General features: G+C 71.8%; 23 protein-coding genes. 13 read left to right on the plus strand and 10 right to left on the minus strand.

Annotated features, from left to right (window positions below):
* Window positions 1-73: 73 nt before the first annotated feature.
* Window positions 74-1477 carry a dihydrolipoyl dehydrogenase gene (gene lpdA, locus ACZ4Z4_RS36150; protein WP_468337337.1) on the minus strand — a complete coding sequence of 468 codons (1404 nt, stop codon included), beginning with the start codon at window positions 1475-1477 and terminating at the stop codon, window positions 74-76.
* 277 nt (window positions 1478-1754) lie between these two features.
* On the opposite strand from lpdA, the gene ACZ4Z4_RS36155 reads away from it, so the two are divergent.
* Together ACZ4Z4_RS36155 and ACZ4Z4_RS36160 are read left to right on the plus strand one after the other, a co-directional pair.
* The gene (locus ACZ4Z4_RS36155; protein WP_468337339.1) at window positions 1755-2627 is read left to right on the plus strand and encodes an SAM-dependent methyltransferase; all 873 of its coding nucleotides are present in this window, start codon (window positions 1755-1757) and stop codon (window positions 2625-2627) included.
* Window positions 2628-2796: 169 nt separating this feature from the next.
* Window positions 2797-3747 (plus strand): TauD/TfdA dioxygenase family protein, encoded by a 951-nt coding sequence (locus tag ACZ4Z4_RS36160; protein WP_468337341.1) that lies wholly within the window; start codon window positions 2797-2799, stop codon window positions 3745-3747.
* Window positions 3748-3757: 10 nt separating this feature from the next.
* Here the strand turns inward: ACZ4Z4_RS36160 and ACZ4Z4_RS36165 are convergent, their stop codons facing one another.
* Window positions 3758-4264 (minus strand): GNAT family N-acetyltransferase, encoded by a 507-nt coding sequence (locus ACZ4Z4_RS36165; protein ID WP_468337344.1) that lies wholly within the window; start codon window positions 4262-4264, stop codon window positions 3758-3760.
* Window positions 4265-4334: 70 nt separating this feature from the next.
* On the opposite strand from ACZ4Z4_RS36165, the gene ACZ4Z4_RS36170 reads away from it, so the two are divergent.
* Window positions 4335-5555 (plus strand): CaiB/BaiF CoA transferase family protein, encoded by a 1221-nt coding sequence (locus ACZ4Z4_RS36170; RefSeq protein ID WP_468337347.1) that lies wholly within the window; start codon window positions 4335-4337, stop codon window positions 5553-5555.
* Window positions 5556-5585: 30 nt separating this feature from the next.
* The gene (locus ACZ4Z4_RS36175) at window positions 5586-6026 is read left to right on the plus strand and encodes a YunG family protein (protein WP_468337350.1); all 441 of its coding nucleotides are present in this window, start codon (window positions 5586-5588) and stop codon (window positions 6024-6026) included.
* Between the two features lie 165 nt (window positions 6027-6191).
* Here the strand turns inward: ACZ4Z4_RS36175 and ACZ4Z4_RS36180 are convergent, their stop codons facing one another.
* Window positions 6192-6632, minus strand: a complete 441-nt coding sequence (locus ACZ4Z4_RS36180) for an SSI family serine proteinase inhibitor (RefSeq protein WP_468337353.1) — start codon at window positions 6630-6632, stop codon at window positions 6192-6194.
* A gap of 346 nt (window positions 6633-6978) precedes the next feature.
* Entirely contained in the window at window positions 6979-7422 is a 444-nt protein-coding gene (locus ACZ4Z4_RS36185; RefSeq protein WP_468337356.1) for a DUF3093 domain-containing protein, read from the minus strand.
* 170 nt (window positions 7423-7592) lie between these two features.
* Here ACZ4Z4_RS36185 and ACZ4Z4_RS36190 point away from each other — a divergent pair, with 170 nt between their 5' ends.
* Window positions 7593-10391: an alpha/beta hydrolase gene (locus ACZ4Z4_RS36190; RefSeq protein ID WP_468337359.1), complete on the plus strand. Its 2799-nt coding sequence runs from the start codon at window positions 7593-7595 to the stop codon at window positions 10389-10391.
* A 24-nt stretch (window positions 10392-10415) separates the two neighbouring features.
* Here ACZ4Z4_RS36190 and ACZ4Z4_RS36195 read toward each other — a convergent pair whose 3' ends face one another.
* Entirely contained in the window at window positions 10416-11378 is a 963-nt protein-coding gene (locus ACZ4Z4_RS36195) for a S41 family peptidase (protein ID WP_468337362.1), read from the minus strand.
* Between the two features lie 58 nt (window positions 11379-11436).
* Here ACZ4Z4_RS36195 and ACZ4Z4_RS36200 point away from each other — a divergent pair, with 58 nt between their 5' ends.
* Both ACZ4Z4_RS36200 and ACZ4Z4_RS36205 read left to right on the plus strand, forming a co-directional pair.
* Window positions 11437-11988 (plus strand): ArsR/SmtB family transcription factor, encoded by a 552-nt coding sequence (locus ACZ4Z4_RS36200; RefSeq protein WP_468337365.1) that lies wholly within the window; start codon window positions 11437-11439, stop codon window positions 11986-11988.
* 9 nt (window positions 11989-11997) lie between these two features.
* On the plus strand, window positions 11998-12495 hold the full coding sequence (locus ACZ4Z4_RS36205; RefSeq protein ID WP_468337368.1) for a GNAT family N-acetyltransferase: 498 nt from the start codon (window positions 11998-12000) through the stop codon (window positions 12493-12495).
* Here the strand turns inward: ACZ4Z4_RS36205 and ACZ4Z4_RS36210 are convergent.
* On the minus strand, window positions 12477-13313 hold the full coding sequence (locus ACZ4Z4_RS36210; protein ID WP_468337371.1) for a hypothetical protein: 837 nt from the start codon (window positions 13311-13313) through the stop codon (window positions 12477-12479). The genes ACZ4Z4_RS36205 and ACZ4Z4_RS36210 overlap by 19 nt on opposite strands.
* A 152-nt stretch (window positions 13314-13465) precedes the next feature.
* Here ACZ4Z4_RS36210 and ACZ4Z4_RS36215 point away from each other — a divergent pair, with 152 nt between their 5' ends.
* Window positions 13466-14197, plus strand: a complete 732-nt coding sequence (locus ACZ4Z4_RS36215) for a class I SAM-dependent methyltransferase (protein ID WP_468337374.1) — start codon at window positions 13466-13468, stop codon at window positions 14195-14197.
* A gap of 67 nt (window positions 14198-14264) precedes the next feature.
* Here ACZ4Z4_RS36215 and ACZ4Z4_RS36220 read toward each other — a convergent pair whose 3' ends face one another.
* Window positions 14265-14741, minus strand: coding sequence for a VOC family protein (locus ACZ4Z4_RS36220; RefSeq protein ID WP_468337377.1), 477 nt, complete (start codon window positions 14739-14741; stop codon window positions 14265-14267).
* A gap of 122 nt (window positions 14742-14863) precedes the next feature.
* Window positions 14864-15649, minus strand: a complete 786-nt coding sequence (locus tag ACZ4Z4_RS36225; protein ID WP_468337380.1) for an arylamine N-acetyltransferase family protein — start codon at window positions 15647-15649, stop codon at window positions 14864-14866.
* Window positions 15650-16046: 397 nt separating this feature from the next.
* Here ACZ4Z4_RS36225 and ACZ4Z4_RS36230 point away from each other — a divergent pair, with 397 nt between their 5' ends.
* Complete coding sequence (locus ACZ4Z4_RS36230) at window positions 16047-17204, plus strand: epoxide hydrolase family protein (protein ID WP_468337382.1); 1158 nt, start codon at window positions 16047-16049, stop codon at window positions 17202-17204.
* Window positions 17205-17226: 22 nt separating this feature from the next.
* Here the strand turns inward: ACZ4Z4_RS36230 and ACZ4Z4_RS36235 are convergent, their stop codons facing one another.
* Window positions 17227-19317, minus strand: coding sequence for a M6 family metalloprotease domain-containing protein (locus ACZ4Z4_RS36235; RefSeq protein ID WP_468337385.1), 2091 nt, complete (start codon window positions 19315-19317; stop codon window positions 17227-17229).
* 251 nt (window positions 19318-19568) lie between these two features.
* On the opposite strand from ACZ4Z4_RS36235, the gene ACZ4Z4_RS36240 reads away from it, so the two are divergent.
* The 3 genes from ACZ4Z4_RS36240 to ACZ4Z4_RS36250 all read left to right on the plus strand — a co-directional run bounded on the left by ACZ4Z4_RS36240 (window position 19569) and on the right by ACZ4Z4_RS36250 (window position 24615).
* Window positions 19569-20987: a tetratricopeptide repeat protein gene (locus ACZ4Z4_RS36240; protein WP_468337388.1), complete on the plus strand. Its 1419-nt coding sequence runs from the start codon at window positions 19569-19571 to the stop codon at window positions 20985-20987.
* 367 nt (window positions 20988-21354) lie between these two features.
* Window positions 21355-23574 carry an MMPL family transporter gene (locus tag ACZ4Z4_RS36245; protein WP_468337391.1) on the plus strand — a complete coding sequence of 740 codons (2220 nt, stop codon included), beginning with the start codon at window positions 21355-21357 and terminating at the stop codon, window positions 23572-23574.
* 225 nt (window positions 23575-23799) lie between these two features.
* Complete coding sequence (locus ACZ4Z4_RS36250) at window positions 23800-24615, plus strand: APH(3') family aminoglycoside O-phosphotransferase (RefSeq protein ID WP_468337726.1); 816 nt, start codon at window positions 23800-23802, stop codon at window positions 24613-24615.
* A 38-nt stretch (window positions 24616-24653) separates the two neighbouring features.
* Here the strand turns inward: ACZ4Z4_RS36250 and ACZ4Z4_RS36255 are convergent, their stop codons facing one another.
* The gene (locus tag ACZ4Z4_RS36255; RefSeq protein WP_468337394.1) at window positions 24654-25667 is read right to left on the minus strand and encodes an ArsR/SmtB family transcription factor; all 1014 of its coding nucleotides are present in this window, start codon (window positions 25665-25667) and stop codon (window positions 24654-24656) included.
* Between the two features lie 219 nt (window positions 25668-25886).
* Here ACZ4Z4_RS36255 and ACZ4Z4_RS36260 point away from each other — a divergent pair, with 219 nt between their 5' ends.
* On the plus strand, window positions 25887-26198 hold the full coding sequence (locus ACZ4Z4_RS36260) for a hypothetical protein (RefSeq protein ID WP_468337397.1): 312 nt from the start codon (window positions 25887-25889) through the stop codon (window positions 26196-26198).
* Window positions 26199-26291 lie beyond the last annotated feature (93 nt).

Raw genomic sequence — 26291 nt, forward strand, 5'->3', positions numbered from 1 at the left:
CGCCCCGCCACTCGAACGACTCACTTTCGGTCACTCGTGTCGCGGCGGGGCGCCCGGGGCACCGGTGGACCCGTCAGAAGTTGATCATGTGCCCGGCCAGGCCGTGCACCGCTTCCTTGACGGCCTCGCCCAGGGTCGGGTGCGCGTGGACGTTGCGCGCGACCTCGTGGACGGTGAGGTCCCACTGCTGGGCCAGGGTCAGCTCGGGCAGCAGCTCGGTGACGTCGGGGCCGATCAGGTGGGCGCCGATGATCTCGCCGTACTTCGCGTCGCTGATGATCTTCACGAAGCCGACGGTGTCGCCGAGGCCGTGCGCCTTGCCGTTGGCCTGGAACGGGAACTTCGCGACCTTGACGTCGAAGCCCTTCTCCTTGGCCTGCGCCTCCGTCCAGCCGAAGCTGGCGATCTGCGGCTGGGAGTACGTGGCACGCGGAATCATCGGGTAGTCGAGCTCCATCGTCTCGGCGTCCGCGAGGGTCTCCGCCGCCACGACGCCCATGGCCTCGGCGGTGTGCGCGAGCATCAGCTTCGCGGTGACGTCACCGATGGCGTAGATGTGCGGGACGTTCGTACGGCAGCGGCCGTCGACCTCGATCGCGCCGCGCTCGGTGAGCGCCACACCCGTCGCCTCCAGGCCGAAACCGGACACGTTCGGCGCGAAACCGATGGCCTGGAGGACCTTGTCCGCCTCCAGGACCTGCTGCTTGCCGTCCTTGCCGGTGATCGTGACCCGGACCTGCTCGCCGGACTCGTCGATCGACTCGACGCGCGTCGAGGTCATCACGTCGATGCCGAGCTTGCGGTACTGCTTCGCCAGCTCCTTGGAGACGTCCGCGTCCTCCAGCGGCGCCACGCGGTCGAGGAACTCGACGATCGTGACCTTCACGCCGTAGTTGTGCAGGACGTACGCGAACTCGATGCCGATGGCGCCCGCGCCCGCGATCACGATGGAGCGCGGCAGCGAGTCGGCGAGGATCTGCTCCTCGTACGTCACCACGCGCTCGCTGCGGCTCGTGCCGGGCAGGAGGCGGGGCGTGGCGCCGGTGGCGATGATGCAGTTGTCGAAGCCGATCGTGGCGGTCGTGCCGTCGGACTTGGCGACCTGGAGCGTGTTCGCGTCCAGGAACGTGCCCCGGCCGTCGAACTCCGTGATGCCGTTCTTCTTCATCAGGAAGTGGACGCCCTTGACGCGGCCGTCAGCGACCGTGCGGCTGCGGCTGAACGCGTCGCCGTAGTCGAAGGACACCTGCCCGTCGACCTTGATGCCGTACGTCTTCTGCTCGTGCGTGAAGAGGTGGGCCAGCTCGGCGTTGCGCAGCAGGGCCTTCGTCGGGATGCAGCCGACGTTGAGGCAGACACCGCCCCAGTACTTCTCCTCGACGACCGCTACCCGCTTGCCCAGCTGGGCGGCGCGGATGGCGGCGACGTAGCCGCCGGGTCCTGCTCCGAGCACGACGACGTCGAAGCGGTCTTCCATGGGGAGGTCCTCTCTGGGTGGTACGGATCCGGTGGTGCGGATGGCTCTCTGCCCCGATCATCCGCCATGGGGCGGCCCGCGCGGTGAGCGGGTGAGACACACCACAGCCCGCACGGCCGGTCCATCGCGCGAGCACACCCCGGTGAGAGCCGTAACCGCCGGGCCCCGCAAGGCGGTTGAAGTTTCCCGAGTTCGTTCACTCGAACGTGGATCACCGGCTACTGTCGCGACAAGGAACACGTTCTGTGAATCCCGCGGGAGAGGTGGAGAGCGCGCTGTGGCGAGTGACAACCAGTCCGAGACGGTGACCGGGCCGTCCATTCCCTACGACGTACCCACGTCGGCCCGCGGCTACGGCTGGATGCTGGGCGGCAAGGACAACTACGAGATCGACCGGAAGTTCATCCTCTCCACCGTGCCCTCGTTCCCCGAGGTCGTCGACATCTGCCGGCAGAACCGCCAGTTCCTCTACCGCGCGGTACGCCACCTGACGCGCGAGGAGGGCATCCGCCAGTTCATCGACATGGGCTGCGGGCTGCCCACCGACAACAACGTCCACCAGGTCGCCCAGCGCTTCGCCCCCGACGCCCGCGTCGTCTACGTGGACGTCGACCCGATCGTCCTCGCGCACGGCCGCGCGCTGCTCGCCGACGACTCCTCCACGACGGTCATCATGGGGGACATGCGGGACCAGGACGCGATCCTGGACCACCCCGACGTGGTGCGCCTCATCGACTTCGACGAGCCGGTCGCCGTCCTCTTCCTCTCCGTGGGACACCACCTCGTCGACGCCGACGATCCGCACCGGATCCTGCGCACGATCATCGACCGCGCGGCCCCCGGCAGCTTCGTGAGCTTCTCGCAGGTCGTCTGCGAGGACCCCGAGCGCGGCGCGCGGATGACCGAGCACATCGCCGGTGGCGGCGTGCCGTGGCAGACCCGCACGCCCGCCGAGGTCGACGTCCTGCTCGAAGGCCTCGAACCCGTGGCGCCCGGCGTGGTCAACCTCGTCGACTGGCGCCCCGACCCCGACCAGCCGGAGCTCGCGCCGGTCGACCCCGACCTGGTGCCTTACCTCGGCGTGACCGCCGCGAACAAGGGGATCTACGAATACGGGGGAGTGCTGCGCAAGCCGCAGCGGAACGGTTGACCCGCAGGGGCCGACGTCCCACAATGACGACCATGATCCAGCACCTGACCGCCGCCACCAGGACGTTCGGCGTCCCGTGGCGGCGCGGGTGCGAGCGATCGGGCCGCTAGCTGCACGGAGTCCGCTCCGCACGCCCGCCTGCCCGATTCCGCATCGAAGGATCAGCCTCATGACTGTCCCGTCCGCCGCACCGCAGACCCCCGTGACCGCCGCCCTGCGCGAAGCACGCGCTCCCGCCGACGGCATGTACGAGGGCCGCCGCACCCTGCGCCGCCTCCCCGACGACTGGCAGGAACGCCCCTACGAACTCTTCGACGTCGTGCCCCAGGGCCGTGTCATCGGCGCCGAGATCCGCGGCGTCGACCTCGCGCGACCGCTGACACCCGCCCTGCGCGAGGAGTTGAACCGCGCCCTGCTGGAGTGGAAGGTGCTGTTCTTCCGCGGCGCCCGCATCACCTCCGAGCAGCAGCGCGCCTTCGCCCGCAACTGGGGCGACCTGGAGACCAACCCGCTGCTCGCGCGCGGCTCCGCCGACGACGTCGTCCGCTTCGACAAGGGCGGCAGCGCCACACCCACGTACGAGAACGTCTGGCACGCCGACGTCACCTTCCGCGAACGCCCGGCGCTCGGCGCGGTGTTGCAGCTGCACGAGGTGCCGCCGTTCGGCGGCGACACGATGTGGGCGGACATGGCGGCCGCGTACGACAACCTTCCCGACACCGTCAAGGCGCGCATCGACGGGGCGCACGCCGTGCACGACTTCATCCCCGGCTTCGCCCGCTTCTACGGCCCCGAGAAACTCGCCCCGCTTCAGGACGAGTTCCCGCCCGTCACCCACCCCGTGGTGCGCACCCACCCGGAGACCGGGCGGCGGACGCTCTTCGTCAACACCTCCTTCACCACGCACATCGTCGGCATGGAGCGCGAGGAGAGCGACCGGCTGCTCGCCCACCTCGTGCGGCAGGCCCATGTGCCGGAGTACCAGGTGCGGTTCCACTGGCAGGCGGGCGACGTCGCCTTCTGGGACAACCGCGCCACGCAGCACTACGCCGTCGACGACTACGCCCCGCACCGGCGGGTCGCGGAGCGCGTCGCGATCGCCGGCGACCGGCCGTACTGACCGGCGCAGCTCAGGTCCTGAGCACCGACTCCCAGCGGACCTCGCCGTCCCGGACCACGTCCGTGGCGGCGAGGCCCGCGGCCCGCGCGACGGCCGCGGACGCCCCGTGGCCGGGATGGACGTGCGCGACGACCGTGCGCACGCCGTGCCCCGCCAGCCAGTCGACCAGAGCGCGGGCCGCCTCCGAGCCGAAGCCGCGCCCCTGCCAGGGCGTCCCCACCACCCAGGCGATCTCCGCGCACCCCGTGGGGCCGACGGTCGCCTGCACCGTCCCGACCAGATCCGGGCGCTCCCCCTCGCGGAGCCGCAGCACCCAGTTGCACCAGGAGACGCCGGGGTCCGGAGAGCCGGCGAGCATGCGCCGGTAGCGTGCGCGCAGCGCGTCGACGCCGTCGGGGGCGCCGCCGATGAAGGTGTGCAGCGCCGGGTCGCCGAGCACGGCGGCCATCTCGTCGGCGTGGTCGACGCGGAGGGGGACGAGGTCGACTCTGGGCGTGCGGACGGCGGTGGGGATCATGGGTGCATTGTGCCGACCGGTCCGCGATCGGCGCACGCACCTTCGCACTCGACCGAACTGGGAGCAGTTGATGACACTTTCCCCCGGCACGCACGGCGGCGCCCTCGCCGGACTCAAGGTGCTCGACCTGTCCCGGGTCCTCGCCGGGCCCTACTGCACGCAACTGCTCGCCGACCACGGCGCCGACGTCATCAAGGTCGAACCCCCGGCCGGTGACGAGACCCGCGGCTGGGGCCCGCCGTTCGTCGCGCCGGACACCTCGGCCTACTACCGGAACCTCAACCGCGGCAAGAAGAACATCGTCGTCGACCTCTCCGTGCCCGAGGGACGCGACATCCTCGACACGCTCCTGCGCGGCACCGACGTCCTCGTCGAGAACTTCAAGGCGGGCACCCTCGCCAAGTGGGGTTACGCCGACGAGGAGTTGCGGCGCCGCTTCCCGGCTCTCGTCCACTGCCGCGTCACCGGCTTCGGCACCGACGGGCCGCTCGGCGGCCAACCCGGTTACGACGCGGTGTTGCAGGCCTACGGCGGCCTGATGAGCGTCAACGGCGAGGCGGACGGGCCGCCGCTGCGCGTCGGCGTCCCGGTCGTCGACCAGGTCACCGGCATCCTCGCCTTCTCCGGCATCCTCCTTGCCCTCCACGAACGGCACCGCTCCGGACTCGGCCAACTCGTCGACTGCACCCTCCTGGACACCGCCGTCAGCCTGCTCCATCCGCACTCGGCGTCCTGGCTTGCCGACGGCACCGTGCTGCGCCGCACCGGCTCAGCGCACCCCACCATCGCTCCCTACGACTCGTTCGCCGCCGCCGACGGGCCGCTGTTCATCGCGGTCGGCAACGACCGGCAGTTCACCGCGCTCGCCGACGCCCTGGGGATCCCGGCGCTCACCGACGACCCGCGCTTTCGCACCAACCCGGACCGCGTACGCCACCAGCGGGAACTCCGCGCCGCACTGGAGGAGGCCATCGCGGCCCGCCCGCGGGCCGAACTCACCGCGCTCCTCACGGCGCGGGGCATCCCGGCAGCACCCGTGCACGACGTCGCGGAGGCGCTGACCTCACCGCAGGTGCGCCACCGCGGCCTCGTCGTCGAGGACGGCGACTACCGCGGTCTCGCCTCGCCCGTCTCCCTGTCCCGCACACCGGCGCGGATCCGGACCGAGGTGCGGGCCGCGGGCGCGGACACGCGGGAGGTGCTCGCGGCCAGCGGACTCGACGACGAGGCGATCGACGGGGCGGTCGGGCGAAACGTGGTGCGGCCCACTGTGACCTGGGACGACGCGTGATTGTCAGTGGCGGGTGCGAGGGTTGCCGACATGACACCACTGAGACTCACCGACATCGAGGCGGCGCTCCGGGACAGTTGGGGTGCGGACACCGCTGACCCGCGCTCCGGCGAGACGTGGTCGCCGGACAACCCCGAGCGGGACCAGTGCGGCGTCACCGCGCTCGTCCTGAACGACCTGATGGGCGGCGAGCTGATACTGGGCGAGGTCCACGTCGACGGCGAGCGGACGGGCTATCACTGGTGGAACCGGCTGGGTCTCGGGACAGAGATCGACCTCACTCGTAATCAGTTCCTGCCGGGAGAGACCGTGGTCGGTGCCGCCGCCGTGACCCGGCCGCCCGAGATCCGCCACTGCCGCGAGGAGTACGAGCTGCTGCGCGTCAGGGTCCTGCGGAGGCTGGACGAATTGGCCACGGGCGGGGAGACGGCGAGCACTCACGCCACGTCGCACGCTCACGCCACGTCCTAGACGTCGAGCCGACGCCGGCGGGCGCGCCGGATGCCGATGAGCGGAAAGACCGGAGACACACTACGGCCCCCGGTGTCACCCGACACCGGGGGCCGCCCCGCGTCCCGGCCGCCTTCCCCCACGAAAGGTCACCGGGACTCCCTTGAGTGTGGTTCAGGGATCCCGTCAGAAGGACAGTGCGACGCCCTCTCCGAGACCAGCCTTCATCTCACACCGGTTGGCGAAGGTGGTGGACCAGTTGACCTGCTTGCCGTTCCAGACGCCGGCGACCGTCACCGTGTACGGCTGCCACTCCTTGGTACAGATGGCGTCGGAGGTGCCGGCCAAGAGTTCGGTGAACCGGCCGTTGACCTCGGCGAGTTCGGCGCACGCGGCCGCCGGGGCGGGGTGGGTGCCCGCGGGGCGCGGCGCGCAGGTGAGCGTCACGGCACGCTCCACCGCGGCGGTACCGGCGTCTTCGCCCTGGCCGACCGTCAACACCAGGGCGGACGGCGCGTAGAGGCTCTTGGTCTGCGGGGCCTCGGCGTGCGCGGTGCCTGCTGTCGCGGCGAGGACGCAGGTGGCCGCCGCTGCGGCTGCTCCCACGGCCTTGAGGGTGCGACGCATGGTGGACTCTCCTTCGATCGTTGCGGTTGGTGACTGCGGTGAGGAGTCTTGCCGGTGCGGAGAGTGAGTGCCATCCGGATGGTCGATTTCCGGATGTGCCGTTCCGGTGAGCGGTGACCGTACGGTCGTTCGGGCAGCTCAGGGGTGGTGGGAGCGGTTCCGTGCGATGTGTCCAGCATGTGGACGAACGGTGTTGGTATAACCGAAAACCAACGCCTGACCTGCGGAAATAGAAAATTGGTTCAGCATTAGACGATCTGTATCGTCCGGAAATCATCGTTGAACGGCGCCATCACCTTTCGAATCGATGGTTTTTCGGAGTCGCATCCCGGGATTCGCGGAGGGGTCAGCCCCGCGAGAACGCCAGCACGGCGGCCAGGTTCATCGGCTGTCGCGTCGACACGTAGACGTAGGGCGCGCCTCCCCATGAGTTGCGCAACTCGATGCGCAGTGCGGTGGGGACGTAGGACCGCAGGAGCAGCATCGCGTACGGATTCGCCCTGACGGTGCGCCACTCGAAGGCCTCGCGCTCGTCGAGGATCTCCGTCGCGCCGAGCGCCTCGATGGGGATGACCCGCTTGCCGACGACGAGGGAGCCGGGCGTCACCAGGATGCGGACGCTGCCGTGCATGTGCACGAGCGCGGCGGAGACCGCGATGCCGACCGTGGCCGCTGTCACCGCGGCGAGCACGCCGAGGGGGATGGCCGCCACCGCGAGGCCGGCGCCACCCAGCGCCACCAGCCCCCACCAGGAGCGGGGGACGCTCAGCCGCTCTTCGTAGATGTGCATGACCGCATCCTGGCAGGCGGGCGCGCGGATCGGGGCAGGGGGCCCGCCTCTTGCTCCCCGTGAGCACCACGAGGCAACTCGTGGCCATTGATTCCCGTCATCGAAGACGTAAGCGGGGCACGTGAGTTCGAAGGCGTGTTCCGGCATGTGTGATGACGAGGAGAACCACGTTGAGACGTGTCGCACGAGTGGCGACCGCGGCATTGGCGGTGCTCGCCCTCGCGGCGGTGTCGCCGGGCGCCGCCCAGGCCCTGCCCTCCGCCGACCCCCCGGTGCCCGGACCGCCACCGGCACCCACCTCGGCCGGAGATGACGGGAAGGGCCTGCCGGAAGGCTGGCGGCTCGCGGGGGAGGGCGCGGGGAAGGAACTCGTGTGGGCCTCGCCCGAGCCGGTCCCCATGGGGGACGCGCGAGTCGAGTTCTACGCCGGGGACAAGCTCCTCGGCCGGCCGGTGGCGGCGCAGGACAGGCGCTCCTTCCGGCTGCCGCTGAACGGCGCGCGCATCGGTCCCGCGAAGCAGCTGAAGGTGCTGGCCGCCGGGCGCCGCCTGGACCGGGCCGGGACCGACGCCGCGTCGCGCGGGCCGGGCCCCGACCCCACACTCCGCCCCGCGCCACCCGCGCCCGCCAACGGCGTCGACCCCGGAAAGCCGGGCCGCTACCGCACCGTCACCGGCACGTACTCGCTCGATCCGGTACGGCTGCCCGGCTTCCCCGCACCGGTGGAGATGAAGGCCGACGTGATCGGCCCGGCCGACGCCCCGGGGAAGCGGCCGCTGGCCCTGTTCCTGCACGGCCGCCACTACACCTGCTACGGCGCCGGGGACCGGCAGGACATGGGGTGGCCCTGCAAACCGGGCACGAAGCCGGTGCCGAGCCACAAGGGCTACCAGCGGGCCCAGAAGCTGCTGGCCTCCCAGGGATACGTCACCGTGTCCATCGCCGCCAACGGCATCAACGGCCAGGACCACCTCGCCGAGGACGGCGGCGCGCAGGCCCGCTCCTCGCTGGTGCGGCTGCACCTCGCCCGCTGGGCGGAGTGGGCCGAGAAGCGGTCCACCGCCCCCGCCGGGGTGCGCGCCGTCGCGCCGGCCGACCTGTCCCGCGTCCTCCTCGTCGGGCACTCCCGCGGCGGCGAGGGCGTCAACCGCGCCGCGCTGGACAGCCTTTCGCGGCCGCCCGCCGACCAGGACGGCCACCGCGGTCCTGTCCGCTGGAAGATCCGCGGCAATGTGCTGATAGGCCCCACCGTCTTCGGCCAGAACCCCGTCCCCGACGTGCCCTCCACGACGATCCTGCCGGGCTGCGACGGAGACGTGTCCGACCTCCAGGGCGAGCTTTACGTCGACGGAACGCGCGGCGTCAGCCGGGGCGCCGCCCTGCACAGCGCGGTGTACATGGTCGGCGCCAACCACAACTTCTTCAACAGCGAGTGGACTCCGGGCCAGGCGACCGCGCCCGCCGAGGACGACTTCCCGTCCGACGACACCTCCGACCCGGTCTGCTCGAAGAACGCCGCGACCCGGCTCACCGCCAAGCGGCAGCAGGCCGCCGGAGCCACCTACATAGCCGCCTCGGCCCGCCTGTTCGTCGCGGGCGAAGACCGGGTGCGGCCCCTCCTCGACGGCTCCGGCCGGCGTGCTCCCTCCGCCGACCCCGCGCGGGTGCTGACCCACGCCGTCGGCGGTCACCGCACGCAGGCCCTGCTGCCGGGCGCCTCGACGAAGGTCAAGGGCGGGCGCCTGTGCGCCCAGGTGGCCGCCGAGGACGCCGACGCCTGCCTGCCGGAGCGCACGGCAGGGAGCTCACCGCACTTCGCCCAGTGGGAGGTCGCGCCGGAACCCGGCCGCGACGCGGTGGCGATGCGCTGGAGCAGGGCCGGGGACCCGGTCCGGGTGAGCCCCGCACGCCCCGTGTCGCTCGCGGGCGCCAAGGACGTGGCGCTGCGCCTGATCGTGCCGCCCAACACCACCGGGACCCGGTTCGACGTCTCCCTCGTCGACGCGTCGGGCCACCGGGCGAAGCTCGGCCGGATCAGCGTCGACGGACTGCCGGGCAGCGACCGGACCGCCTCCTACTGGGGGCGCGAGGTCCGCGTACCGCTGTCGGCCGCGGCCCGGGACGCGCTGGACCTCAAGCACGTCAAGACCCTTGAACTCACCCCGCGCAGCCGCTCGGGCAAGGCCTGGCTCATGGACGCCTGGGGCTGGCGGCCCGGCACTCCCGCCGTGCGGCCGGCCGAGCTGCCGCGCGTCGACATCGGTCGGCTGACCGTCGACGAAGGCGACTCCGGCGTCCGCACCTACCGCGTCCCGGTGCACGTCTCGGGCCAGGGCAGCGGCAAGGTCCGGTTGTTCGTGCGCAAGCCCGGCACGGAGCAGGTCACCCACCGCACGGTGACGGTGCGTCCCGGGGAGAGCGTCGACGTGCCGGTCGAGGTGCGCGGCGACACCCGCTACGGCTACGACGTCGCGCACGACGCCTTCGTCAAGGCGGTACGCGGCGCGGTGGTGGGCTCCCACCACGGCGGGGTGACAGCGCGGAACGACGACCCGATGCCGAAGATCACGCTCGAACCCGTCAAGGACCGGGTCACCGAGGGCAAGCCGCTGACGTGGCGCATGACGCTCTCGGAGCCCGTCGACGTGGACATGATGGGCATGTTCTCCTTCCTGCCCGTCGACGGCGGCAAGGAGCTCTCCACCCTGGACGTCGACCCGCGCTGGCTGGACAGCGAGTTCGGCGCGCGGCCCCGCCCGGAGCGGTCGCTGTCCAAGATGGCGGAGGGCCAAGGCCTGTTCGTCGTCGTGCCCGCGGGCAAGAAGAGCACCGAAGTGCGCGTGCCCACCGTCAAGGACCGGACGAGCGAACCGGAGGAATCCCTGAAGGCCCAGCTCCACGTCTACGACGAGAACTGGGAACCGCACCCGGGCCCGGTGGTCACCGGAACGGTGCGCGACGCCTCGTAGCCGCGACGAGTGACGCCCACGCGGTCAGCCCACCGGTGCACCCGCCGGGCCGGCCGCCTGCGGACGCGGCTCGACGTCCCCCGCGTCGAGCCGCTCCAGCGCCAGCGCGTGCGCCCGGTCGCGGGCGTCGGAAGCGGCGCAGGGCACATCGGGACGTACGCCCGTGCCCTCCCAATTGGTCCCCGACACGGGATTGACGGCCCTCCCGACCGGAATGGTCGCCTCCAGGTGCGGATGCACCGTCCACCCCTCGCGCGGATGCGCCCCGCCACCGGTCGTCTCCCCGACGACGACCGCCCGGCCCAACTGCTGGAGGTCATACGCCAGTTCCTCACCGGCGGAAAAGGTGCGGCCGCTCGTCAGTACGTAGAGCGGCTTGCTGCCGCCGAAGCGGGCGCCCGGCACGTGCGCGGGACTCCAGGACTGTTCGAGACGCTCGCCCTCGCGCCAGTACATGGAGTTGAGGTGGGTGCGCCCGTCCAGCACATGCGCGCAGACGAACGCGACCGTGTCGGGGTCCCCGCCCGTGTTGCCGCGCAGGTCGAGGATGAGGGCGTCGGCCGGGGCGACCAGGGTGAGCGCGGCCCCCAGAGGCCCGGCGGACCACGACAGCGGGAACATGGCCGGGCCCAGTTCGAGCAGCGCGACCCGGCCGTCCAGCAGCTCCACCCGGGGCGCGCCGCCCAGCGAGGAGTCGAACTTCTCACGCAGCGCCGACAGGGCGGCCGCGCCCTGCTCGGCGGGCACCTCCTGGGCGTGGTGCTTCAGGCGCAGGTGCAGGTCGCCGTTGAGGGACTGGAGGTCCGTGGTGACCAGGCGGGCCAGGTCGGCGGGGTCCTCCACGTCGTACGCGCCGTCGGCGAGGCGGGACCGCAACAATACGCCGAGCTGTTCGGCGAGCTCGGGGAACACATAGTGCCTGTCGACGAGTTGGGCGGTCGCCTCGACTACGGGGGCGACGCTGAGCCGCTGGGTGACGGTGGTCATGGCAGAGGAGTAGAACAGCCCTCTTCCGAAAGCGTCAAGAACATTGGACACTTGACGCATGCCCGATCAGCCCCAGCCGTGCCCGCCGCCTCAACCGCCCCCGCCGCACCAGACCGTCGAGATCGAGTCACCGGAGCAGCACGCCGCGCTCGCGCATCCCCTGCGGCAGCGACTGCTGTTCATGCTGGGCCATGAGCCCGCCACCACCAGCCAGTTGGCGGCACGCCTGGACACCGGCAAGGGGAACGTGGCACACCATCTGAAGGTGCTGCGCACCGCCGGACTCGTCCGCGTCGCCGAGACCCGCAAGGTCAGGGGCGGCACCGAGCAGTACTACCAGCGGGTGGCCGAACGCATGGCCGTCGCCGAGCCGCGGACCGAGGGGACCGCCGCCATGCTCGGCGCCGTGGCCCAGGAGCTGGGGCGGTCGCCGCGGACCACCCTCTCCCTGCGGCATGTGCGTCTCAGCCCCGACAAGGCCAGGGAACTCGCCGACACCCTGGCCCGGCTCGTCGACGAGACCGAGGAGGACGCGGCCGGTGAGCCGGTGCACGGCGTGCTCGTGGCGATGTACGAGCAGGTACGGCCGGGCAAGGGCGGCCCTGCGTGAGGTTGTCGCATGCCCGCACCTTCAACCACCCCCGAGCTCCAGCTCCTCCGGCCCGACCACGCCCCCGCGCTGCTCGCCTTCGAGCAGACCAACCGGGCCTACTTCGCCGCGTCGGTCCCCGACCGCGGGGACGCCTACTTCCGGGACTTCGACGCGCGGCACCGCGCACTCCTGGCGGAGCAGGCGACGGGGGCGTGCTTCTTCCACGTGCTGGTGGACGACGGTGGCGAGATCGTCGGGCGGGTCAACCTCGTCGACGTCGCGGACGGCGGCGCCGAGCTCGGCTACCGCGTCGCGGAGAAGGCCGCGGGCCGCGGCCTTGCGACCCGGGCCGTCCGGCAGCTCCGCGACCTCGCCGCCACCGCGTACGGCCTGACCGTGCTGCGTGCCGCCACGACGCTCGACAACCCGGGCTCACGGGCGGTGCTCGTCCGCGCCGGCTTCGTGCCCGACGGGGACGTCCGGCTCGACGGCCGCCCGGGGACGAGCTACGTCCTGACGCTCTGACGCGACTCGTGCAGCCGCGTGTGGTAGCGGCCCTCCGACTCGTACCCCTCGGGGTCCTCACCCGCCAGCACCACCTGGCGGAGGGCGTCGCGACGCTCCTCGGGGCTGGTGAAGAGCCGCTGCGTATAGGTCCGTGAAAAATCCGTCACGGTCTCCAGGCCGTGCGCGGCCAGCGTCTCGGCGATGCGTCCATAGGGCACCGTCCGCAGCACGAAGGCGCTCACCCACACCGGCAGCCGGGCGCAGTCGAGCAGCGTGTCGAAAGTGCGGTGCGAGATGTAGCCGATGCCGCCGGTGACCGTGATCAGGCCGGTGCGGGCGACCGCCTGGCACAGCTGCGGGCTGGGCGGGTGCCGCTCCAGGTTCTCGGCGTACGCCTCGTCGAGCAGGCCCGCGTCCAGGGCGTAGCGGGTGGCGTTCTCCGCCAGGTCGAGCCCGATGACCGGGGTGGCGTCGGGGCGGCGCCGCGAGGCGTAGAACTCCTTGTCGCGTACGACGAGTTCGTGCGGCGTGAGCGCGGCGGCCTCGTCCGACGTGTAGTGCGCGTACAGGTCGGCGAGCGTCAGGTCGTGGTTGAGCAGCGCCGCGTTGATGCCGTACGAGCAGCACAGGTCCAGGACCGTCACCGGGCCCTCGCCGCCGGACAGCCGGGCCCGCAGCTCGCGGGTGCGGCGGAAGACCGCCTGGGCGTGCTGCGGTATCTCGTACTCGTAGGGCGCCAGCGTCCGGAAGTAGGCGCGCGGGTCCGGCCGGTCGTAGATGTCGTCGAACCGGGTCTTGCCCGATGCGGTCCTTGTCCTGTGCCGGTCTGCGGCCATGGGGCACCTCCGGGAGAGGGGAGCGGGTCTGGGGCAGACGTGCACCTCTACCCGACCCCTGCCACCCCCCGGTAGACCTCGTGGCGGTATCCGGCCACGGCGCCGCTCCACCGTGGACCCGTGCGCCGGCCCCGCTGACTACCCTGGAGCCGATGTTCTCCTCCCAGGGTCCCACGCTGCGTGAACTCGCCGTCCAGGCGTTCTCGTCCACCGAGCACGGGTACGACCTGCTCGCCCCGAAATTCGACCGCACGCCCTTCCGCACGCCTGGCCGATTCCTGCGGGCGACAGCCGACGCGCTGCGTCCCCTCGGCCCCTTCGACGACGGCCTCGACGTGTGCTGCGGCACCGGCGCCGGCGTCGGTGCGCTGCTGCCGCTGTGCCGTCGGCGCGTCACCGGCGTGGACTTCAGCGCGGGCATGCTGGCGGCCGCCGCGGAGACGGTGCCGGGACCGGGCCCCGGCGGGCCCGCGGTCGACTGGGTGCGGGCCGACGCCCGCGCCCTGCCGTTCTCCGCGGGCTTCGACCTCGCCGTCAGCTTCGGGGCGTTCGGCCACTTCCTGCCCGCCGAGCGGCCCGCCCTCTTCGCGGGGGTCCACCGGGCGCTGCGCCCCGGCGGCCTCTTCGCGTTCCCCATCGGCGCCCCGCAGCCCGTCACCTCCCCCTGGTACTGGGCGCTGCTCGGTTTCGACGGGGTGATGCGCGTGCGGAACCGCCTGTGGCGGCCGCCGTTCGTCATGTACTACCGGACCTTCCCGCTCGGCGGCGTGCGCGAGGACCTCGTCGACGCGGGCTTCGACGTGCGGCTGCACCCTCTGGAGGAGTTCGGGCGGCGGCCCGACGGCAGTCCCCGCTGGCGCCTGGTCCTGGCGCGGAAGGCGTAGCCGGGCGCGGGGGCGGCGCGCCGGTGCCGGAAACGCCGGGCGGCGCGGGGGCCCGGACGCGGTTCCGCTACGCCGGGCCGTCCGCCGCCGCCCGCAGCGCCGCCACATCCAGCTTCCCCATGCCCAGCATCGCCTGCATGGCGCGCTGCGCGCGTCCGGAGTCCGGGTCGGTGAGGAGCTCGCCGAGCACGGCGGGCACGACCTGCCAGGACAGGCCGTACTTGTCCTTGAGCCACCCGCAGGGGCCTTCTTGGCCGCCCTCGGAGAGCTTCGTCCAGTAGTGGTCGACCTCGGCCTGGTCGGCGCAGTCGATCTGGAAGGAGACGGCCTCGTCGAACGTGAACTCCGGGCCGCCGTTGATCGCCGTGAACGGCTGTCCGTCGAGTGAGAACTCCACGGTCAGGACGGTGCCGGCCGGCCGCGGGCCGCCCTCTCCGTAGTACGACACGTTCTTGATCTCCGAGTTCGGGAAGACCGAGACGTAGAACTTCGCCGCTTCCTCGCTCTGCACATCGAACCAGAGGCTGGGCGTGATCCTGGGCATGGCGCTCTCCTGTCGGTACGCGGCGGTCCTGTCCGCCCTTCCTGTCTGCCTGTGTGGACTCTCGCACCGCCCGGAAGTCATCGCCGTCCCGCGACCGGATCGCGCCGCCCGGCGTCACCGGATCACTGGGCCTCGCGTATCCGCGGCTCCCTCTCCAGCACGATGCCGAAGTGCCGGTCGTACGCCGCGAGCACCTCCGCCTCCGTGGACAGCTCGGTCGTGTGCCGCTCGCCGTCCTCGGTGGTGGTCAGGGTGCGTCCGGCCAGGGTGATCCGGCCGCCGCTTTCGGTGATGCGGGAGCAGACCAAGGAGCGAGTGAAGTGGGAGTCCGGCGAGGTGCGGTGGTACCAGGCGCCCGCCTTGAAGTCGGCCAGCGCGCGCGGGCGCCGGTCGACCAGGTACTGCGGCTTGTCGTCCTTGAGGACCTGGAGGTCGCCCTCCGGAGCCTCCGCGATGCGGAACGTCCCGCCGGGGTCGGTCTGCCCGCCGCGGTCGGCGAAGGCGAGCGGCAGATGGCTGTGGGCGCCGAAACCGATGTCGGCGAGCCAGTCCCCGCCGTCCTCGGTGCGCACGCGGAGAGCGAGGTGATCGTAGGGGATGCCGGGCTCTCCGGCGTCGTCGTACACCCGGGCCTGGAGCAGGGTGACATCGAAGCCGAGGGCCCTCAGGAGGGCGGCGAAGGCGCCGTTGAGCTCGTAGCAGAAGCCGCCCCTGCGCCCGTCCACCACCTTCGTCACCAAAGCCTTGTCGGTGAGCTCGATGTCCTCACCGAGGTGGACCGAGAGGTTCTCGAAGGGAACGCTCCGCAGATGCGCCAGATGCAGGTCGCGGAGGGCTCGCGTCGTGGGGCCCGCGGGGCGTTCGGTGCCGATGCGCCGCAGGTAGGCGTCGATCTGTTCGGTGTCCATGGGCACCAGTGTCGCCGGGCGGCCATCCCCGGGACCACGACCTTCGGGCGGCCCCCGCACCGTCCATGGGTCCTAGGACTCCGGAACGACGTCGGACGCCGGCTTCGGGGCGGCAGTGGACGACGAAAAATCCCAGAGGCCGCTCGGTCGTACGTGTGTATGATCACCGGCGAAGCGCGCGCCCCACCGGCGCCGTGCCGCACGACAGACGCGAGGAGGTGAGCCCGATGACCGCGCGACACAGCACGCACCACCTTGTCCGGGCCCTCCTGACCGCAGTCCGCGTCCCCAGCCCCGTCTGACGTCCCCCGTCACGGGCTCGGCGCCACCGCCAGGAGCGCCCCAGCGATCGAGACCTTCGACATCGCATCCTCCTGAGCAAAGGAACCGAACCACCGTGAACGCCACGCCCTTCCACGTATCCGTCCCGGACGACGTCCTCGACGACCTGCGCACGCGCCTTCGGCGCACCCTCTTCACCGCGGCCTCCGACCCCACCCACTGGGCCGCGGGCACCGACCCCGGCTATCTGAGCGAGCTCGTCTCCTACTGGGCGGACGGCTTCGACTGGCGCGCCGCCGAGGCCGCGCTCAACTCCTTCCCGCACCGCGTCGCCGACGTCGCGGGCTCCCGCGTGCACTTCGTGCACCTGCGCGGGGTGCGGCCCGAGGGCGCGCCCACGCCGCTGCCGCTGGTCCTGAGCCACGGCTGGCCGAGCAGCTACGTCGAGATGCTGCCCCTCGCACGGCGGCTCGCCGACCCGGCGGGGCACGGCGGCGACCCCGCCGACGCGTTCGACGTGGTCGTGCCCTCCCTGCCCGGCTTCCTCCACTCCGAGCTGCCGCAAGGCCCCTTCACCCGCCGGAACGTCGCGGGGATCTGGCACGAGCTGATGACGAAGACCCTCGGCCACCGCCGCTTCGGCGCCTTCGGCGGGGACATCGGGGGAGGCGTCACCCAGTGGCTCGGCGCCCTGTACCCGGACGAGGTCGTGGGCGTGCACATCACCTCGGCGGTGGTCTCCGCCGACTTCGACGCGCGGCCGCCGACCGCCGAGGAGCAGGCCTACCTCGACCACCTCGACGCGTACGACGCCGAGGACCAGGGCTACAGCGAGATCATGTGCACCCGGCCCGATACGCTCGCCGCCGCGCTGCGGGACTCCCCGGCCGGCCTGCTCGCCTGGATCATCGACAAGTACCGCGACTGGAGCGACTGCGCGGGCGACCTGGAGGCGCGCTGGGACAAGGACACCCTGCTGACCGTCGCCACCCTCTACTGGGCGACCGGCAGCATCGGCTCCTCCTTCCGCCAGTACTACGACTACGTACGGCACAACACGCCCGTGCCGCCCATCACCGTGCCCGGCGCCGTCACCCTCAGCCACGAACCGGCCTTCACGCACTACCCGAAGAGCCTCGCCGAGCGCGTCTTCACGGACCTGCGCCACTGGAGCACCCCGCGCAACGGGGGCCACTTCATGGCCCACGAGGAACCGGACCAGGTGGCGCGCGAACTGCGCGACTTCTTCCGCCCCCTGCGGCCCACGGCCTGACAAGGGGCGGAGGAACGCTCCGTCAGCGGCCGCCCTTCCTCGCCACCGTGCAGGTGGCCTCGGCCGTCTTGTCGGGGTCGCTCACCGAGCGGGCGGTGAGGGTGAGGCGGCCCTGCGGTCGGGCGTCCGGCTTCGCGGCGACGGCGACGTCCACCTCGACCGTGGCGCCCGCCCTGGCGGTGGCCAGTTTGTTGGGCAGCCAGGCGGACCAGCCGCGGCCAGTGGCCTTGGCGGAGAGCCGGTAGACGTCGGAGTCGAGGTAGCGGGTGACGTCCTCGGGGTGGTCGCCCGGCGGATCGGCCAGCGCGCGGCCGGTGTTGGTCAGCGGGAAGGTGCAGGTGGCGCGGCTCTTGACGGGGTCGCCCGCCGCCTTTCCGCGGGCCAGCGCGGTGCCGCGGCGCTGCGGACCCGCGCCGTCCAGGGACTTCACGGCGAGCGTGTAGGAGAGCACGCCGGAGCGGGTGCGGTGGATGTCCGTGACGTAGAAGTGCAGGCGGTTGGCGCGGTCGACGTACTCGTAGGAACTGCCGGAGTCCGTACCGGCGTGGAAGAGGGCGTCGCTGAGCTGGCGGTAGTCGCCCATGGTGATCTTCTGCGGGGTGCCGTCGGGGCGGATGAAGTCCACCATGCCGATGTCCTCGGGGTGGGCGTCGATCACCCAGGCGAACGGGGCCCTGTCCTCGTTCTTGGTCTTGGTGATCAGCACTCCGTTGTCCGGGGTGAAGGAGTCCATGCCCATGCGGTCCACGACCTCCAGGGTGTAGTTCTGGTAGCCGCCGCCGTCGCACAGCGGGTCGGTGTCGCGGTCGCAGGCCGGGGACAGGTCGCGTGACATGGCGATGTTGACGCCGGCCAGGCCCTTCGCGCCGGGCGGCGCGGAGCGGGCGGTGACCCTGGCGACGGCCACGCCGGACTCGTCGAGCGCGTCACGGTCCAGACGCAGCACGTTCTTCTCGTCGACGATGCCGAGCTGGAGCTTGTCCCGCAGGATGTGCTGGGAGCCCATCGAGCCGCCTTCGGTGGCCGGGATCTTCCAGCGGGTGTGCGGCCCGCCAGGACCGTTGAACGAGCCGCGCGAGAGCATGCTCCAGATGCCGGTGTAGGCGCGGCTCAGGGGCTTGCCGTAGGGGTTGTTGTAGTTGTCGCCGATGCCCAGGATGTGGCTGAGCTCATGGGCGTACACCCCCATGCCGGAGCTCTCAGCCTGGGTGGAGGAGCCGGCGGTGGCGTTGGGCCAGATGCGGGCCGCGGCCTGCCAGGAGGTCCAGGGCACATAGCGGGTGGCGGCGGAGTTGCCGCCGGATGCGATGGGGGAGGGCGGTCCCCAGGCGGCCGGTACCTGCCCCTCGGAGCCGAACTTCATCTGGCCGAACTCCTGCCAGGTGGAGGACTCGTCCTGGCCCGCGGTGAGGTAGAAGACGAAGTCGAACTCGGCGGCCTTCCGCTCGCCGACCTCGGCGACCCAGGCGGCCCTGCCGTTGGTGCGGATGTCCTTGCCGCAGGTGGTGTTCGTCGGGCAGGCGCCGGGGTTCATGGCGGGCTCGATGCCGTACTGGAAGGACTTGAACGGCATGCGGTACACGCCGAAGGCCTCCAGGTCGACTCCGACGCGTCCGCCGGAGTCCTCCATCCAGTACTCGTTGATGGTGTGGCCGCGGTTCAGTGCGCCCGGCTTGTTGAGGAAGTCCTCGTAGAACTTGGGCAGTTGCCCGCGCGGGACGTTGGCGGCGGTGGGCTGGGGGTTGCCGAAGACCGTCGAGCCGGGCGGTCTGCTGACGGTGAACTCCTCGTCGGGATAGTCGAGGAGTACCAGTGCACCCCTGAAGGTCTTGTCGGTGGGTTCGAGGCCGGGGTCCGCCCAGTTCGTGCCGGGGACGGAGCGGTACTCGCGCCAGGTCATGTCGTCGGGGTTGCGCCAGTTCTGCGGGTCGATGGGCCGGGCCAGGGAGGGCCGGGCCTCGCTGGGCCGCCCGGTGTCGTCGGGTGTCGCCCGTGCGGTGCCGACGGCGGCGGCCGCCAGGGTGGCGAGGACGGCGGCGACGACGGTGGTGCGCCGGGCCGGACGTCCTGGTGCGGAGCGCGTGTGCGCGCGGGGTCTGTGCCGGAGGAACATGGCTCACCTCGTGCCTCTTGCCGGGAGAAAAGGGACAAGTGCATGACAAGCCGTTCGAGTGGTGCGTCCACCGCTGCCAAGGTAGGCCGCCCGCAGCGGTGATGCCAGAGTGCCTGTGGTGGCCGCTCCCGCCGCGCGGCACGCACCGGTCACGGTGCGTCAAGCGCCGCCGCGGCGGGCAGGATTGGTTTCCCGCCGCCGGCGGACCGCACACCGGGCCGCTCGGCGCCGCCCCGCGGAAGGAGCCGACCATGGCAGGCGACCGGCACGGTCACCCGATGTCACACACCAGCACCGAGGCCGTCGACCTCTACGAGCAAGCCCTGGAACACCTGTTGTTCTTCCGCGCCGAGGTGGCCGACACGGCGGGCCGGGTGCTGGCCGCCGCGCCGCGCTCGGTCATGGGCCAGGTCCTCGCCGCCCATCTCGGCCTGCTCGGCACCGAGGAGAAGGACGCCGCCGACGCCCGCGGCACCTTCGAGCGCTTCAAGGAACACGTCCACCGCGGCGGGATGACACCGCGCGAACGCATGCATGTCGCCGCCGCCACCTCCTGGCTCGACGGCGACCTCCACCGGGCGGGCCGCCTGCTCGGCGAGATCTCCGTCGAGTACCCGCGCGACGTGCTCGCCCTGGCCGTCGGCCACCAGATCGACTTCTTCACCGGCAACGCGCCACGGCTGCGCGACCGCATCGGCGGCGCGCTCTCCGCCTGGGACACGGCGGACCCGCACTACGGCCCAGTCCTCGGCATGTACGCCTTCGGCCTGGAGGAAGCCGGCCACTACGAACAGGCCAGGGAGACGGGCCTTGCGGCCGTCGACCGGCGGCCGCGCGACGTGTGGGCCATCCACGCCGTGGTGCACACCTACGAGATGCAGGGCCGGTTCGCCGACGGCATCCGCTACCTGGACGCGCGCGCCGCGGACTGGGCGGCGGGCAACTACCTGAACGTGCACAATTGGTGGCACTACTGCCTCTACGCCCTGGAGGCCGGCGACGTCTCCCGCGTACTGGAGATCTACGACAGCGCCCTGCACCACGCCGGATCGACGGGCGCGGCGATGGAGCTCCTGGACGCCGCGGCGCTCCTGTGGCGGCTGCACCTCGCCGGACAGGACGCGGGGGACCGGTGGCAGCGGCTCGCCGACGCCTGGGCCGCCCGCCACGACGGCGCGTACTACGCCTTCAACGACGTGCACGCGGTGATGGCCCACACCGGCGCGGACCGCATCGCGGAAGCCGAACGCCTGGTGCGCGACCGCGAGCGCTACGTCGCGGACAGTGGACCGCGCCTGTCGAACCACGCGATGACCGCGGACGTCGGACTGCCCGTGTGCCGCGCGCTGATCGCCTACGGAAAGCAGCAGTACGACCGGGCCGTGGACCTCCTGCTCCCCGTACGGCACCGCCTGAACGAGTACGGCGGAAGCCACGCCCAGCGCGACGCCGTGCACAAGACGCTGCTGGAGGCCGCCCTGCGCGCGGGCCGCCACCAACTGGCCCGCACCCTGCTGAGCGAGCGCGTCCAGCTGCGCCCCGTCTGCCCGTACAACTGGCTGGCGCGGGCGCGGCTGGCCGACGCGCTGGGAGAGGGCGCGCAGGCAGCCGCGGCCCGCGCCACGGCGGCGGACCAGGCGGCCGAGGGCCTGGCGGCGCTCGGACGCTGAGGCGGAATCCGGCCATCAGGGGTGCGCGCCGCCTTCCGGCGAAGATACGTGTGTGGTGCAGACATGCTGACCGGGCTGGGGAGGGAGAAAAGGGGAAGCGAAAGTTCCGCGCCAATGATGAAAGAAGCGTTGACACGTGACTGCACCCTGTGGCCTAGAAAGGGAGATCCGCTCTCCTCCCATGGGATGACTCCGCGCGCAGTGCAGTACAGCGACCGTGGGCCGATAGTCCGGCTCGCAGGCGGACTTGCGGCCCCCCATCGGCAGTGAGGATGGAGAGGAATCCTGCTGGACCCGCTGACGTGCGCCGATCGCACCGGCAGAGGGTCGTCCACGCCTGCCGAACCCGACGGGAGTCCCTTTCGCCGTGGCTACGTTCCTGTACAAACTAGGTCGCCTTGCCTTCCGGCGACGCCGCTATGTGGCGTTGCTCTGGGTAGGGCTGATGGCCGGTGCCATCTTCGCCGCCTCGGCCGCCCCTGCCGCGCCCGAAGACTCCTTCTCGATGCCGGGAACGGAGTCGCAGAAGGCCTTCGACCTGCTGGAGAAGCGCTTCCCCGACGCCAGCGCCGACGGTGCGAGCGCCCGAGTCGTCATCCGCGCCCCCGAGGGCGAGAAGATCGACTCCGCCAAGCCCAAGGCCGAGGTCGAGAAGATGGTCGCGGCCATCGGCAAGGGCCCGCAGGTCGGCTCTGTCGACGACCCGTTCAAGGCCAAGACCGTCAGCAAGGACGGCTCCACCGCCTACGCGTCGGTCACCTACAAGGTGCCCGCCACCGAGCTGACCGACGAGGCCAGGGACGCGCTGACCAAGGCCACCGACCAGACCCGCGACGCGGGCCTGACGGTCGAGACCGGCGGTGACGCCGTCATGGCCGAGCAGGAGATGGGCGGCAGCGCCGAACTCATCGGCATCGCGATCTCCGCGGTCGTCCTGATCCTCACCTTCGGTTCGCTGGTCGCCGCGGGCATGCCGCTGCTGACCGCGATCATCGGCGTGGGCATCGGCATCTCCGGCATCGCGGCGCTCGGCAGCACGCTGGACCTCTCCGCCACGACCTCCACGCTCGCGATGATGATCGGCCTCGCCGTCGGCATCGACTACGCCCTCTTCATCGTCTCCCGCTACCGCGCGGAGATAGCCGAGGGCCGCGAACCGGAGGAAGCCGCGGGCCGGGCCACCGGAACCGCCGGATCCGCCGTCGTGTTCGCCGGCCTCACCGTCGTCGTCGCCCTCTCGGGCCTCGCGATCGTCAACATCCCGATCCTCACCAAGATGGGCCTGGCCGCGGCGGCCACCGTCGTGATCGCCGTCCTCATCGCGCTCACCATGATCCCCGCGCTGCTCGGCTTCGCCGGCCGCAAGGTGCTGCGCCGCAAGGACCGCAAGAAGTCCGCGAGCGAGCTCCAGGACCCGAACGCCAAGCCGAAGCTCGGCACCCGCTGGGCGCGCTTCGTCCTGCGCCACCCGCTCTCCGTGCTCCTCGTCGCCGTCATCGGCCTCGGTGCCGTGGCCGTCCCGGCCGCCAGCCTGGAGCTCGGCCTGCCCGACGAGGGCTCGTCCGCGCCGGACACCACCCAGCGCAAGGCGTACGACATGCTGTCGGAGTCCTTCGGCGCCGGCTTCAACGGCCCGCTGATGGTCACCGTCAGCAAGGACGCCGACGTGGCGGGGGCCGCCAAGACCGTCGGCGACTCGATCGCCAAGATCGACGGCGTCGCCGCGGTGACGCCCGCCCAGCCCAACAAGGCCGGCGACACCGCGATCATGAACGTCGTCCCGGAGACCGGGCCGAGCGACCACGAGACCGAGGAACTGGTCAAGTCGATCCGCTCGACCGCCGACGGCATCGGCTCCGACACCGGCTCCGAGATCCTGGTCACCGGCCAGACCGCGATGACCATCGACTTCTCGCAGACCCTGGACGACGCGCTCCTGCCCTACCTCGGTCTCGTCGTCGGCCTGGCGTTCCTGCTCCTGATGCTGGTCTTCCGCTCGATCCTGGTCCCGCTCAAGGCGGCGCTCGGCTTCCTCCTCTCGGTGGCCGCCGCGCTCGGCGCCGTCGTCGCGGTCTTCCAGTGGGGCTGGCTCGCGGACGTCGTGGGCGTCGACCAGCCGGGCCCGATCATGAGCATGATGCCGATCTTCATGATCGGTGTGGTCTTCGGCCTGGCGATGGACTACGAGGTCTTCCTCGTGACGCGGATGCGCGAGGCGTACGTCCACGGGGCGCGCCCGGGCGAGTCGGTCGTCACCGGCTTCACCCACGGCGGACGGGTCGTGGCCGCGGCCGCGGTCATCATGATCAGCGTCTTCTCCGGCTTCATCATGGAGAACGACGACATGATCAAGATGATGGGCTTCGGTCTGGCCGTCGCCGTCCTCTTCGACGCCTTCGTCGTCCGCATGGCGATCGTGCCCGCCGTCCTCGCCCTGCTCGGCAAGTCCGCCTGGTGGCTGCCGCGCTGGCTGGACAAGGCGCTGCCGAACGTGGACGTGGAGGGCGAGAAGCTCCACAAGAACCTCGGCGACACCGGTTCGCCGGACGCCGAGGCGGACCGGGAGCTCGCACCCGTGGGCCGCTGACACACCGCCGTTCGGCACGGGCGGGCCGGCCGGGACGCCCCCACTGACCAGTGGGGAACGTCCCGGCCGGCCCGCCCGGTTCTTTTTCCCGGGCGCCCGCCGCCGGGGCCCGCTCCGATTGCCCCGACTGCCGCAACCGACAGCGCGCACCGGGTCGGCCGGCAACGCATCAACGCCCCCCGAAATATCGGGTGGGAGCCGCGGGTCTCGCCTGCCATGATGCCGATCATGAGCAGCGATCTGCGGCGCAGGTACGCCGCGTACCGATGGACCCCCGCGACGGACGGCGCATCGGGCGCCGAGGTGCACCACCTCACCGGGGCGGGCGCGGACGCACCCGAGTTGTACGTGAAGACCACCCCGGTCACGTCCGACGGCCCGCCCTCCGACCTGGCGGACGAGGCCGACCGCCTCGCCTGGCTGGCCGGCCGGGGCATCCCCGTGCCGCGCATCGTCGAGCGAGGCGCCGACGACCGCGTGACGTGGCTGGTGACCGAGGCCGTGCCCGGCAGGCCGGCCGCCGACGAGTGGCCACAGGAGCAGCGCTTCGCGGTCGCCGAGTCGCTCGCCGACCTCGCAGCGGCCCTGCACCGACTGCCCCTGGACGACTGCCCGTTCGACCGCACCCTGCCGGTCACCATGGAGCAGGCCGCACGCCACGTGGCCGACGGCCTCGTGGAGCTGGACGACCTCGACGAGGAACGCGCCGGATGGACCGGGCAGCGCCTCCTCGACGAGCTGCGCCGCACCCGCCCGGCGGCGGAGGACCCGGTCGTCACCCACGGCGACCTCACCCCGGAGAACGTCCTGCTCGACCCCGACACCTGCCGCGTCACCGGAGTCATCGACGTCGTCCGGCTCGGCAGGGCGGACCGGCACACCGACCTCGCCGTCCTGCTGCGGGAGTTGGCCCACGAGGAGGACCCGTGGTTCGGACCCGGGTACGCCGAACGGTTCCTGCGGCGGTACGAGGAGCGGGCGGCGGTCACGGCCGACAAGGAGAAGCTGGACTTCTACCGGCTGCTCGACGAATTCTTCTGACGCCTCCCGGGGGCCCGTAGGGGGCGCGGGCGGGCCGGTCAGCCCGTGCCCGCGTCGAGGAGTACGTGTCCGGCCGGTGTGAGCGTGTGCCGGACGCTCTTGCCGTCGCGGGTCTGTGCGGTGAGTCCGGCGCGGCGCAGGACGCTTGCGTGTTCACTGGCGCTCGCGAGGGCGATACGGGCGTGCGAGGCGAGCTGGCCCGTGGTGCAGGCCGGGTGGTCGCCGATGACGCGCAGCACGGTCGCGCGCGTGCGGCCCAGGAGCGCGGTCAGGGCGGGCGGGACGGCGGAGCCGGTCAGTGCTTCGGCGGTGAACACGGCGGGCACCGCGCCCGGCCGGTCGTCGTGCAGGGGATAGGTGATCCACGGCTGGGGCTCGGCGGTGTCGTCCAGAGCGGGATAGTGCGAGCCGAACAGGGTGGGGATCAGGAGGAGCCCGCGCCCGCCGAGACGGACGTCGGCGTCGCGCCCGGAAGCCATGGTCAGGTGCAGGACGGGCGGACGCCAGGCGATGTAGCGGGGGTTGAGCCCGCTCAGGAGACGCTCGACGCCGTGCCCGGCCAGCTGCTGGAGCCTGCGGGTGCGGTCGACCTGGGCGAGCCTGTCGATGCGTGACCAGTAGGGCGCGATGAAGTGCCGATGGGCATGGGCGACCGTGTCCGCCAACTCGCCGACCAGGGACGGGTCGTCGCCGAGCGCGCGGACATCGGACGAGAGGCCCGGGGGGCGGCCGGTGGCCCACTGCCGCAGATCCTTCCGGACCCGGTCGGCAGGTGTCCCGCGCAGCCGGTCGACCAGGTCGTCCGGGTGCCCCTCACCGCTCAGGTCCAGGAAGTCCACCGCCGCGCCGGTGGCGGGGATCAACTCGCACAAGGTCCGCATCCGGGGCACCAGGTGCCGGGTCGCCCGTCCGCGCCAGGCGTCGAACCGGACCGGATGGGAGCGTTCCTGCACCAACCGGACGGCGATCTCCAGTTCGAGCAAGGGTCGTGGCGCCGAGGCCAGTCGGGTGCGGGCCAGGTCCTCGGCGGTGAAGTGGATGCGCAGCGTCACCCGGGCGATCCTCCTCGCGGCCTTCGTTTCGGGCCAGTCCGAAACGAGTCGATCAATGGCGGCCGGCGGCCAACACTGGCAGGGCCGGGAGAACGCACCAGCATCCCGGCTCACGGGGGGAGGGGGCGGCGCCGCCGGACACCTCGCTGCCGGCGGCGCCGACACCCGCCCCCGTTCTGCCACAGCTCCACTCCGACGAAGGGAAATTCCGTGCGTCACATGAACAAGGCCGCCCTGCTCGTGTCCGCGACGGCGCTGACCACCGCGCTCGCGGCGACGCCCGCGGTGGCCGACACGCACCGGACCAGCACTCCGAAGGCCACCGCGTCCTCCGGCACGAGCGAGGCTGCCGCCAAGACCGCCGCCAAGGCTACGGACGAGTTCGGCGCGATGTCGTGGATCTATGTGGGCACCTACCGCACCCTGTCCGCGTGCCAGGCCGACGGCCGGAACTCCATCTACTCCGAGTGGGCCTGCAAGAAGAACCCCAGCAGCGGCAAGTGGCAGCTGTGGGTGAACGACGAGTCGTGATCGACTGCCGGAGGCGCTGAGCCTCTGAGCAGGGGCGTACGCGGTGGTGGTGCGTGTCGAGGCGTGCCACCGCCGCGGCCGCCGCGCGAGTTG

The sequence above is a fragment of the Streptomyces sp. NPDC030245 genome (genome assembly GCF_055572995.1).